Source organism: Stenotrophomonas sp. PS02300, assembly GCF_029959395.1.
Classification (GTDB): domain Bacteria; phylum Pseudomonadota; class Gammaproteobacteria; order Xanthomonadales; family Xanthomonadaceae; genus Stenotrophomonas; species Stenotrophomonas maltophilia_AD.
The window spans coordinates 1-10,004 of sequence record NZ_JASCOP010000140.1 but is presented as its reverse complement, the minus strand read 5'-3'; the positions used below and the strand labels follow the sequence as shown (position 1 = coordinate 10,004).

Below are 10,004 nucleotides of genomic sequence, written 5' to 3'. Positions count from 1 at the left end.
CCGGGCGCCAAACCGGGGGGGGGCTCCCGCGCCGGGGCGGCGGCCCCCCCCCCCCACGCCCGTAGACCGATCGGCCCAGCGGACATCCGCTGGGCCGATGTCATTCTTGTCATGGAACCCAAGCACCTGCATCGTCTGCAGGCAGGCTTTCCGCGATTGCTTGCGTACAAGCGGCTGCACTGCCTGGACATTGCTGATGACTACCGTTACATGGATCCTCAGCTGGTGGAGCTGATCGACACCAAGGTGACGTCACTCCTGAGGGGGGACGGCCAAGCCGGGTGACCCGCTCGCCGTGCCGGGCTTTGCCCAAGGCTGGATGTCTGGTTCTGACCAATTGCATGGGACGCAGAGAGCCGCAACATGATCGAACAATCCCAAGCGATGCCACTTCTCGTTGAGGCGTGCCCAACGTTTCAGGATGCCTGGGAACGACACCTCGCCGAATGGGGCGGCGATCTCCTGTACATCGCAGCCGGCGAGCTGGCACAGCACCTGCTGGAGCGATATCGGGCCGGAGATTCATCTTCGTTTCCGATACTCGCGTTGGCTGTTGAGCGCCTGATAGAGGACGGATCACCTTGGGTGCAGGAGTTTGTCGTCATCGGAGTTCTGGAGGCAGTTCAGAACGTATGGGGTAATGCGGGCACGAGCCCTGAAGTATTTGCAATGCACCTGGGACCTCTGGGGCTGTCACAGTGGATGCATCTCAACGAATTCTGGTCCGGTGGTGCACTTGTTGCGAACGGAACTGCGCCTGACGCAAACGGATGACTGCTCCCGGCCGCAAGCAGACTTAGCGCGGTGCGCGGTCATCGATTCCATCTCTGGAAGGATTGAACCCCAAGGCCCTCATTCTGCTGGCGCAGCCGCGCTATCGGCCAGTACGCCAATTTCGTTAAGCCACGTGCGCGCCAGCGACGGCCAGTTCGCCAGCGGCGTGTTTGCAACTCGCAGGCCGAAGGCGTGGCCGCCATGCGGATAAAGGTGCAACTCAGCGGGAATCCCGGCCTGCTGCAATGCCAGGTAGTACGTCATCGAGTGGCGAACGTCATCGGTGGGGTCATCGCCTGCCTGCAGAATGAAGGTCGGCGGACAGTCCTTCGGGATTTGCACTCCCGCATCCAGCGCCAGGCCCGGCTTGCCCTTGTCCCACAGATGGCCCGGATACAGCGCTAGGGCAAAGTCCGGCCGGGTGTCCTGCTGGTCGGCCGCATCTACGGCGTCGTAACTGCGCGCCGATGCATTGCTGACGTCCGCCACCATGCGCCCACCGGCAGAGAACCCAATCACGCCCACCCGGTGTGGATCTACGCCCAGTTCGTGGGCCTGGGCCCGCAACAGCGCGATGGTCCGCTGCGCATCCTGCAGTGCCATTGGCACCTCGGGGATGCGCCGGCAATTGCATTCGTCAGCCCAATACGGGCCGGAGCCGGGAACGCGATACTTCAGCAGCACGCAGGTGATGCCCTGCCCGACGAGCCATTCGCAGACCTCGGTGCCCTCCAGGTCGATGGCCAGCACGCGGTAGCCACCGCCAGGGAACACTACGATGGCCGCGCCTGTATTGGCCACGGACGGCCGGTAGATCGTCATGCTGGGCCGGGAGACCAGTTGGACCATGGTGACCGGCTGGCCAGCAATGGTCCCCGGGCTGCGGCCGAAGCGTTCGGCGCCGGTCGTGGCGGGCAGCGTAATAGCCAGGGTATCCGGCCACAAGGGTTGCTCGATGGCGGGTGCTTGGGGATGCCAGGCGCGATCCTGCGGGTCGATCAGCGGCTCCGCGCCGGTGCGCGCCGCCTGGCAAGGCGCGCAGGCGAGCAAGGCGAAGAGCCAGCCCAAGGCGGTGGTCATTTCATCCAGCGCGTTCCAATCGCATGTCGCTTACCCACGCCGGCTTGCCATCATGCGCGCCGCATCCTGCGAGGGTGGCAGGCCGAACGCACGCGCGTATTCGCGGGTGAACTGGGTGGGACTCTCATAGCCCACATCGAGCGCGGCTGCGGTAACGCTTGTTCCCCGCGTGGCCAGAATCTGGCGGGCCTGCAGCAGGCGTAGCTGCTTCTGGTACTGAAGCGGACTTAGTGCGGTGGCGGACTTGAAGTGCTGGTGGAAGGCGGACTCGCTCATTGCCACCTGTTCGGCCAACGCCGCGATACGCAGCGGCTTGGCATAGTCGCTGCGGATGCGCTGGATGGCGCTGCTGATACGCGCCAGCGCCGAATCCGGCGTGGCCAGCTGCCGCAGCATGCACCCGTGTGGTCCCTGCAGCACGCGGTACAGGATCTCGCGCTCGTAGGCCGGGGCCAGCGCAGGTATTTCGCGGGGGCGCTCCATCAGGCGCAGCATGCGCACCCACGCATCCATCAGCTCCGGGGTGACGGCAGCGACGTTGAAGGCCTCGGTCTGGGTGGAGGGCTCGCCGCGCCCGGTGGCGGCATCGGTGGTGTCGCACAGCAGCGCTGCGATGATGCCAAGGTCCAGCGTGAGGCTCACCGCCAGGTACGGTTCGCCGGTGCTGGCCGGGTGCACGGCACCCACCGCCGGCAGGTCCACGGACATGATGAAGTACGTAGCCGGGTCGTATTCGAGGGTCTTCTCACCCACCGTCATGGATTTGCTTCCCTGCAGGATCAGGTTGATCATCGGCTCGTATACGGCCGCCAGGGCATGCTCCGGGATCTCGCCCTGCACCATGGCAACGCGGGGAATGCCCGTATCGGTACGGCGATTCTCGGCATGCGCGGCGAGGCGGCGCAGTTCTTCCAGTGCGTTGTCCATGGCCACATTGGACACCCGCCGCAGGGGGCTGGCAAGGCGCAAAGCAGGAATAGGCAGGAATTGGCGAGGATCAGGTCGGCGCGCCGCAGCCGGCGACCCTAGCCTGTGCATCTCCCCTCACTGCACAGGACTACCTGCATGAAACACGTACTGATCACCGGCGGCAGCCGCGGCATTGGTGCCAGCGCCGCGTTGCACTGCGCGCAGCGTGGCATGGGCGTCATCCTCACCTACAACGCCCAGCCCCATGCTGCCCAGCAGGTAGTGGAGCGCATCCAGGCAGAGGGCGGTACGGCGGTGGCCCTGCAGCTGGACGTGGGCAACACCGGAAGCTTTGCGGCATTCGCCGCGACGGTGAAGGACACCTTGCAGGGCACCTGGGGCGCCTCCGCGCTGGGTGGCTTGGTGAACAACGCCGGGTTTGGGCTGTTCAATCCGATCGAGACGGTGACCGAGGAACAGTTCGATGGTCTGTTCAACGTGCACCTGAAGGGGCCGTTCTTCCTCACGCAGGCACTGCTGCCGCTGCTGGGTACGGGTGCAAGCATCGTCAACGTCACCAGTGCCACCACGCGCGTGGCCACCGCCGGGGTGGCGCCGTATGCCGCCTTCAAGGGTGGGCTGGAAGTGCTTACCCGCTACATGGCCAAGGAGTTCGGCGAACGCCGCATCCGCGTCAACGCCGTCGCACCCGGGGCGATCCGTACCGAACTGGGTGGCGGGCTCAATGATGAATTCGAAGCCCTGCTGGCGGCGCAGACGGCACTGGGCCGGGTAGGTGAGCCGGACGACGTGGGGCGCGTCATTGCCGGGCTGCTCGGTGATGAGCAGGCCTGGGTCAATGCGCAGACCATTGAAGTGGCAGGCGGCTACAACATCTAGTTCGCAACGGGAGTACGACATGCTCGACCACATTTTCCTCACAGTCACCGACACCACCCGCTCGGTTGCGTTCTACACGGCCGCGCTGGCCCCGCTAGGCATCGTCAACCGGCTCGACTACGACGGCCGGCAGGGCCCACCCGGCCACCCGGACCTGAAAGGCTTCGGCGCAGGGGGCCGGGTCTTCTTCTGGCTGCGGCAGGGCGTAGCGGCGGCGCAGGCGGCACATGTTGGCTTCGTGGCAGATTCCAGGGCGATGGTCGATGCCGCGCACGCCGCCGCGATGGTCGCCGGCGCCAGCGAAATCCATCCGCCCGGCCCGCAGCTGCACTACGACCCACGCTACTACGCCGCGCAGGTGCGCGATCCGGATGGCTACAGCCTGGAGTTCGTCTACAAGAGCTGGCAGCACGGCCATGAATGATGTCGCCGCGTACACCACGAAGACACTGATGATCTACGGTGCATCCGGCTACACCGGGCGCATGGCTGCCGCGCACGCGAAGGAAGCTGGGCTGAGGCTGGTATTGGCGGGGCGCGACGAAGCGCCGCTGCAGGCGCTGGCCACGCGCCTTGGCGTGGAGTACCGCGTGTTCGCGCTGGATAACGCTGGCGATGTGGACAACGGGTTGCAGGAGATCGCGGTGCTGCTCAACTGCGCTGGGCCGTTCGCGCATACCGCAGAGGCGCTGATGGAGGCTTGCCTGCGTACCGGTGTCCACTACCTGGATATTGCAGCCGAACTGGACAGCTACCAGCTGGCCGAGCGCCATGACCTGAGCGCCGCCCAGGCAGGGGTGATGCTGATGCCGGGTAGCGGCGGCAGCGTGGCGATGCTTGGCAGCCTGGCCGCACGTGCCGTTGAGCGTGTGCCGTCGCCGGTGTCCATCCGTATCGCGTTGCATGTGGCGGGGTCGATGTCGCGCGGATCGGCGCTCAGTGCCAGCCAGAACGTAACGACCACGTGCCTGATGCGAAAGGATGATGTGCTCACGGCGCGTGCGCCGGATGCGCTGCGCGACCTCGATTTCGGCACGGGCCCGTTGAGCTGCTTCCCGGTGACGTTGCCTGACCTGATCACCATCGCCAGGCAGACCGGGGTGGGCGATATCGAAACCTACGTGCATGTGTCTGGCAGCGCGTTCCCCGAAGGCGGCATCGATGCACTGCCGGATGGACCCACCGCGCAGGAGCGCGCCGACAACCGGTACCAGGCAGCGGTAGAGGTGGTCGGCGCCGACGGCGCCATCACCCGCGCGGCGCTGGATACCGTCAACGGCTACAGCTTCACGCCCTTGGCCGCGGTCGTGGCTGCGCGCCGCGTGCTGGCAGGGGAGGCGCGCCCGGGCTTCCAGACGCCCGTGGGTGTATTCGGCAGCGGCTTCGCGGAGACCATCGCCGACACCCGTATCACCTTCATTGACCCAACCACCCCTACGTCTCGCTAAGGATTCAAGCTCATGTCATTGCACCTCAACGCTTCCGATACTCTTTACGACACAAATGCCGTGGTCGACACGCTGTACCGCTTCGCCGCAGGTATCGATCTGCGCGACCGCGCGCTGCTCTCGTCGGCCTTTACAGAGGACGCCATATCCGATTTCCGCCCCGCCGGCGCAAAGGCGGGCTTCGAGTATCCCGTGCTGCAGGGGCGGGAAACCATCGTCGAGGCGCTGTCCACTTCGCTCGGCGGGCTCGATACCACCCACTCGTTCAGCAACCCCAGGGTGGTGGTGGACGGCGATACGGCGCGGGTGGATGTGCTGGTCGAAGCGCAGCACGTATCGAGCGTCGACGGCGCACGCCAGTACCTGATGAAGAACCGCTATGACGTTGTCCTGGCCCGCCGCGATGCGGGGTGGGAGATCAAGCACGTGATCGTGGACAACGTCTGGCGGACGGGTGATCCGGGCGTGCTTGCTGGAATCTGAGCGGATTGGGCGGTCAATAGTCTGCATCTGGCCGTAAGCGGACGACGTAGACATGGCCAGATCCAATGGCCTGAGGACTCAAGCCTGCTAGAGGCAAGCCTGCAGCAGACCACGAAGCTTGTCCTGCGGAGCGCCCGGATTCTCCACGCTCGTCTCCATGGCAAAGGCGGTGAACGTCGGGTCGTTCATCGTCTTTCTGATGATCGATTCTTCGCGTTGAGTAAAAGCGTCGGCCCCGAATCCGGCAGTTGATGGGGATGAAAAAAACGCTTTCAGATATCTCTTTCCCAGCGCACTGGCGAAGAAACTGTCGGATTGGGCCACCATGGTGGCATCAAGTTGCTCGACCACGAGTGGAAGATAGGCGTCGGCCAGTGCCTCATTGGGAATCGCGCCGAAACAGCGTTTTTGCTGCGGAGACAATTGATCGTTTCTGGCCATCGCCTCCTTTACACCGGAAAAGGTCAGAACCGAAACAGCCTTGGCCGTCGAATGGCCAGCGTCCGCAGCCATTGCCGGTAGTGACGTACAAACCAGCAAAGCAAGAAGCAGATGCTTCATGGACGAGTCTTCCGTAGCGTTGGTCAATCCAGCCACAGTCTGCCGCAAACCCAGCAATAGCCGCAATCGCCGTACTGTTTGAGTTCGGTGCGGCTTCGGCAAGGCTAACCGGGAGCGCCTATCCGAGGTTTGCGGGTGCGGTGTGGACTCTGAAATCTGGCGCTTGGATTACTAGCGAAGTCCTGGGCTTCATCCAGGAGAGGTGTGCCGGATCGAACCGCTGGGTATGACCGCTCGTGACCGTCAGCATCCTCCGCCTGCGAAGGCGGCCAGCTCCTCCGCCTGACCCTCGGGGAAGGATTCCTTGAGCAGGTCGAGCAGCGCCGACACCCTTGAGCTGAGCAGTCGTCGCGAGGGGTACAGCGCCCATATCTCGATGGGCGGGGCCTTCGCATCTCCCCACGACACCAATGCGCCATCCCTGAGATCGTCGGCAACCAGCGAGAAGGGCAGCATCGCCGCGCCGGTGCCTGCACGAACGGCATCGCGCACCATGGTCAGTGCGCCCAGGCGCAGCACTGGATCCACCCCGATACGTATCTCGCCACGCGGCGTCACCAGATCCCAGCCAGTGGCATCGCTGGACGGCCGGAACACCGCAGGCGCCGTCTCGCCCATCGCGGGCAGGGGCAGGTCAGGGTGCGCCACCGCCACGAGTCGGTCCCGGATCAGCACCCGCCCCACCAGCCGCGCATCCGGATCCGGATTGACCCGTATCACCAGGTCGTAGCCTTCCTCCACCATGTCCACGGCGCGGTCTTCGGTGGTGACATCGAGCCGCACCTGTGGGTAGCGCTTCACGAACTCGGCTGCGATCTTGCCCAGCGCCATCTGCGAGAACAGCATCGGTGCGCTCACGCGCAGCCGGCCACGGGGCGTGTCGCCGCCGGAGGCAATGGACGTGGCCGCTTCATCCAGTTCGGTAAGCAGCGTCTCGGTGCGTTCGAACAGCGCCCGACCTTCCTCGGTGAGCTTCAACGTGTGCGAGCCACGCTCGAACAGCCGCACCCCCAGGCTGGCCTCCAGCTCACCCACGCGCCGCGAGAGTGTTGCCTTCGGGCGGTCCGCCGCGCGCGCGGCACGGCCAAACCCGCCGTGTCGCGCCACCAGGTTGAAGTCGGCCAGGGCCAGCAGGTCCATGTGTTCCACCAGCGAGACAGGGGGTCCAAGTATATGGGCTATCGGTCCGCACGCGGATCAACAACCATGAGGCCTCACCACTCACCCGGAGTACCCCATGACCATTCTTGTTACCGGCGCCACTGGCACCATCGGCCGTCAGGTCGTCCAGCACCTCACCCAGCGCGGCGCAAACGTTCGCGCACTGGTCCGCACCCCCGCCACCGCCAACCTGCCCGCCACCGTGGAGGTGGTGCAGGGCGACATGCTGGAGGTGGATTCCCTCCGCCAAGCGCTGAAGGGCGTCTCCACGCTGTTCCTGCTCAACGCCGTGGTCGCCGACGAATTCACCCAGGCGCTCATCACCCTCAACGTCGCCCGCGAGACCGGAGTGAAGCGCGTGGTGTACCTGTCGGTGATCCACAGCGACCGCTACGTCAACGTGCCGCACTTCGCCGGCAAGTTCGGCGTGGAGCGCATGATCGAGCAGATGGGCTTCAGCGCCACGATCCTGCGCCCGGCCTATTTCATCGACAACGACCTCACCATCAAGGACGTGGTGCAGGGCTACGGTGTGTACCCGATGCCGATCGGCAGCAAGGGGCTGGCGATGATCGACACCCGCGACATCGCCGAGATTGCCGCCATCGAACTACTCAACCGCGAACAGGCGCCGGACAACAGCGCGCTGACCCGACTCAACGTGGTGGGCCCGGAAGTACTCACCGGAGAACAGGTGGCTGCCATCTGGAGCGAGGTGCTGAACCGCCCGATCGCCTACGGCGGCGATGACACGGCCGCCTTCGAGCAGAACCTGCGCCAGTTCATGCCTGCGTGGATGGCCTACGACATGCGACAGATGGCCGAGCGCTTCATCAGCGACGGCATGCTGCCGGGCGCGGGTGACGTGGAGCGGTTGATGCACTTGCTGGGTCGGCCGTTGCGTACCTACGGCGCGTTCGCGGCGGAGCATGCGTCAGCGGGCTGAGCCCAGCCGCCAGCAATAGAGCAGGCGGTGGCCTATCTGGATGTCACTGCTGCTCTTCATCAGCCGGTGGAGCGTAGAGTGCTTCAAGCTTGTCCAGTTCGTCCTTGATTCCGCTGGTATCAAGGTCCACGCCCAGCGTCCGCTTGAGTTCCTCCATGGTGGTGTAGTGACCCCAGAACTGGATCAACGCCTCCTTTGCGCGCGTCGCGGCGACCTCGGGTTCGTAATTGTCCCAGAAGAGCCAAAGCCATTTTCTTCTGGCCTCGATTCCGATCTTGAATCCGTCGAGGAGCTTTATGAGGAACTCGTGGTGCCTGTTCTCGATGATGACAGGCGGAGCCACCGCGTCAGGAGGGTTGTTGTCGTCGCGGATCAGGTCCAGCACTTCCCTGAGCATGGCGTTGATGTAGTCGTCGCGCTGCTCCACTTCATCGAACTGCTTGATCTTGTAGCTCTTGCTGTCAAGTTCCACCTTATAGATGGTGTCGTCGTCATAGCAGTTCATGTAGAAGTCGCGGCCGTTGGCGGCCCAGAACGCCTTGCCCAGCGGCACATCGATGAAGGTGCTATCGCTGTTCACCCGGCGGGCCTTCTCGCTCTTCGCGCTGTAGATGAAGACTTCCGGAAAATCCATATCCTCGAAGCGGCCAAGCAGCAACGCCTTCTTCCCGTCCTTGGAAACGTGCATGGACTGGATGTCGAACGGATGGTCATCGCGGTCCACGCTTTGGCGAATGCGATCGGTTACCTGATTGGTGAGCAGCGTCATTGTCGATCCTTGTTCGTGAACTGCGAGGTGGCGGTGCGTCATTCTAATTCGCCCGACCAGAGGCGTGCGGAGATGTGCTTGAAGGAATGGTGCTGATGGTCCACAGCACAAAGCTTGACCCGGGCGGGTCTGTGGTCCTTTCGGGTAAGCGCACTGCGGGTGGCCCTTGTTCCAGGCCGGAAACCTACGTGGCCGTCCGGGCCTGTTGGTTCGCGAAAGCCTGGAATTGCGACCAGTACTTCCCGATATGGTCGAAGACGCCGTTGACGGGTGTCTGAGTGTCCGGCTGTGCATAATGCAAGCACTCCAGTAAGGACCTCGGGCCATGAGTCGAGCCGACGCAATGAAGCGCACCACTCTCATCTTTATCGCGTTAGGCCCGGTGATCGGCGGCATTTTCATTTTCGCGCAATTCGTGGTCTTTGATCATCCACCAGCGTTGGCCGAGCTCTTCACTTTCGGAATGATCTGGATGGTGATCTTATTCGCTATCGGCGGCTACGTTGTGGGTGCGGTCCCGGCGGCCGCCACCGGCCTGCTCTTCTCCTTCGTGGCCTCACGGCGTACGCTGAATCTCGTGGAGAGCATTCTTCTGGGGGCCGGTGCGGGCTTTCTCACCAGTGCGATGGCCGTAGTAGTTATCGCCTTGATCAGCCCCGGCGCACCCAAGTGGAACTGGATCATCCCCTTGGCAGGCGCGCTGTCTGGCACACTCTGCAGCGTCGTTTGTTGGGTCTTGGCCATCACGCGGCATGAGGCCGCTGGCAAAAGCGATGCTCGCATTCGTTAGCCGCGCGCCCAGCGAAGGGGTGTGCCCAAGTAGCTGAGGCGCCGTACGTCCGCTTCTGGCCTTGGATTCAACCGGTCGACGCAACACACTGAAGACTGCTTACCGGCAGCAGGAGTGTTGCAGATGGAGCGCAGGCCAAGGATCTACTACAGCGACGCCCAGAAGGCTCTGATGTGGGAGCGA

Annotated in this window: 13 protein-coding genes; 8 read left to right on the top strand and 5 right to left on the bottom strand. The window is 63.9% G+C overall.

What is annotated here, in order from left to right:
- Together QMX79_RS18045 and QMX79_RS18040 are read left to right on the top strand one after the other, a co-directional pair.
- Positions 1-285 (top strand): hypothetical protein (locus tag QMX79_RS18045; protein WP_282247996.1); only part of this gene is annotated, 285 nt, incomplete at its 5' end.
- 78 nt (positions 286-363) lie between these two features.
- Positions 364-774, top strand: coding sequence for a hypothetical protein (locus tag QMX79_RS18040; RefSeq protein ID WP_282247995.1), 411 nt, complete (start codon positions 364-366; stop codon positions 772-774).
- A gap of 78 nt (positions 775-852) precedes the next feature.
- On the opposite strand, the gene QMX79_RS18035 is transcribed toward QMX79_RS18040, so the two are convergent.
- Positions 853-1,854, bottom strand: a complete 1,002-nt coding sequence (locus tag QMX79_RS18035) for an alpha/beta hydrolase (protein WP_282247994.1) — start codon at positions 1,852-1,854, stop codon at positions 853-855.
- A 30-nt stretch (positions 1,855-1,884) separates the two neighbouring features.
- Positions 1,885-2,781, bottom strand: a complete 897-nt coding sequence (locus QMX79_RS18030) for an AraC family transcriptional regulator (protein WP_282247993.1) — start codon at positions 2,779-2,781, stop codon at positions 1,885-1,887.
- 138 nt (positions 2,782-2,919) lie between these two features.
- Between QMX79_RS18030 and QMX79_RS18025 the strand changes: the two genes are divergently transcribed.
- The 4 genes from QMX79_RS18025 to QMX79_RS18010 are packed head-to-tail and all read left to right on the top strand — an operon-like array spanning position 2,920 to position 5,594.
- Positions 2,920-3,663 carry an SDR family oxidoreductase gene (locus tag QMX79_RS18025; protein WP_282247992.1) on the top strand — a complete coding sequence of 248 codons (744 nt, stop codon included), beginning with the start codon at positions 2,920-2,922 and terminating at the stop codon, positions 3,661-3,663.
- 19 nt (positions 3,664-3,682) lie between these two features.
- Positions 3,683-4,087, top strand: a complete 405-nt coding sequence (locus QMX79_RS18020) for a VOC family protein (protein ID WP_282247991.1) — start codon at positions 3,683-3,685, stop codon at positions 4,085-4,087.
- Complete coding sequence (locus QMX79_RS18015) at positions 4,080-5,111, top strand: saccharopine dehydrogenase NADP-binding domain-containing protein (RefSeq protein ID WP_282247990.1); 1,032 nt, start codon at positions 4,080-4,082, stop codon at positions 5,109-5,111. The genes QMX79_RS18020 and QMX79_RS18015 overlap by 8 nt, the downstream gene beginning before the upstream one ends.
- 12 nt (positions 5,112-5,123) lie before the next feature.
- Positions 5,124-5,594 carry a nuclear transport factor 2 family protein gene (locus tag QMX79_RS18010; RefSeq protein ID WP_282247988.1) on the top strand — a complete coding sequence of 157 codons (471 nt, stop codon included), beginning with the start codon at positions 5,124-5,126 and terminating at the stop codon, positions 5,592-5,594.
- An 87-nt stretch (positions 5,595-5,681) separates the two neighbouring features.
- Here the strand turns inward: QMX79_RS18010 and QMX79_RS18005 are convergent, their stop codons facing one another.
- Entirely contained in the window at positions 5,682-6,155 is a 474-nt protein-coding gene (locus tag QMX79_RS18005; RefSeq protein WP_282247987.1) for a hypothetical protein, read from the bottom strand.
- Between the two features lie 243 nt (positions 6,156-6,398).
- Positions 6,399-7,295 carry a LysR family transcriptional regulator gene (locus QMX79_RS18000; protein ID WP_282247986.1) on the bottom strand — a complete coding sequence of 299 codons (897 nt, stop codon included), beginning with the start codon at positions 7,293-7,295 and terminating at the stop codon, positions 6,399-6,401.
- A gap of 97 nt (positions 7,296-7,392) precedes the next feature.
- Between QMX79_RS18000 and QMX79_RS17995 the strand changes: the two genes are divergently transcribed.
- Positions 7,393-8,262 (top strand): NmrA/HSCARG family protein, encoded by an 870-nt coding sequence (locus QMX79_RS17995; protein WP_282247985.1) that lies wholly within the window; start codon positions 7,393-7,395, stop codon positions 8,260-8,262.
- Between the two features lie 43 nt (positions 8,263-8,305).
- Here the strand turns inward: QMX79_RS17995 and QMX79_RS17990 are convergent, their stop codons facing one another.
- A complete protein-coding gene (locus QMX79_RS17990) occupies positions 8,306-9,031 on the bottom strand; it encodes a hypothetical protein (protein ID WP_282247984.1) in 726 nt (241 codons plus the stop codon).
- Positions 9,032-9,356: 325 nt separating this feature from the next.
- Here QMX79_RS17990 and QMX79_RS17985 point away from each other — a divergent pair, with 325 nt between their 5' ends.
- Positions 9,357-9,821 carry a hypothetical protein gene (locus QMX79_RS17985; protein WP_282247983.1) on the top strand — a complete coding sequence of 155 codons (465 nt, stop codon included), beginning with the start codon at positions 9,357-9,359 and terminating at the stop codon, positions 9,819-9,821.
- The last annotated feature ends 183 nt before the right edge of the window (positions 9,822-10,004 follow it).

What these genes read in the sequence shown, in the direction of transcription:
- QMX79_RS18000 (WP_282247986.1), bottom strand. Translation starts at nt 7,295, where the DNA reads ATGGACCTGCTGGCCCTGGCCGACTTCAACCTGGTGGCGCGACACGGC.
- QMX79_RS18005 (WP_282247987.1), bottom strand. Translation starts at nt 6,155, where the DNA reads ATGAAGCATCTGCTTCTTGCTTTGCTGGTTTGTACGTCACTACCGGCA.
- QMX79_RS18015 (WP_282247990.1), top strand. Translation starts at nt 4,080, where the DNA reads ATGAATGATGTCGCCGCGTACACCACGAAGACACTGATGATCTACGGT.
- QMX79_RS17995 (WP_282247985.1), top strand. Translation starts at nt 7,393, where the DNA reads ATGACCATTCTTGTTACCGGCGCCACTGGCACCATCGGCCGTCAGGTC.
- QMX79_RS18025 (WP_282247992.1), top strand. Translation starts at nt 2,920, where the DNA reads ATGAAACACGTACTGATCACCGGCGGCAGCCGCGGCATTGGTGCCAGC.
- QMX79_RS17985 (WP_282247983.1), top strand. Translation starts at nt 9,357, where the DNA reads ATGAGTCGAGCCGACGCAATGAAGCGCACCACTCTCATCTTTATCGCG.
- QMX79_RS18030 (WP_282247993.1), bottom strand. Translation starts at nt 2,781, where the DNA reads ATGGACAACGCACTGGAAGAACTGCGCCGCCTCGCCGCGCATGCCGAG.
- QMX79_RS18020 (WP_282247991.1), top strand. Translation starts at nt 3,683, where the DNA reads ATGCTCGACCACATTTTCCTCACAGTCACCGACACCACCCGCTCGGTT.
- QMX79_RS17990 (WP_282247984.1), bottom strand. Translation starts at nt 9,031, where the DNA reads ATGACGCTGCTCACCAATCAGGTAACCGATCGCATTCGCCAAAGCGTG.
- QMX79_RS18010 (WP_282247988.1), top strand. Translation starts at nt 5,124, where the DNA reads ATGTCATTGCACCTCAACGCTTCCGATACTCTTTACGACACAAATGCC.
- QMX79_RS18035 (WP_282247994.1), bottom strand. Translation starts at nt 1,854, where the DNA reads ATGACCACCGCCTTGGGCTGGCTCTTCGCCTTGCTCGCCTGCGCGCCT.
- QMX79_RS18040 (WP_282247995.1), top strand. Translation starts at nt 364, where the DNA reads ATGATCGAACAATCCCAAGCGATGCCACTTCTCGTTGAGGCGTGCCCA.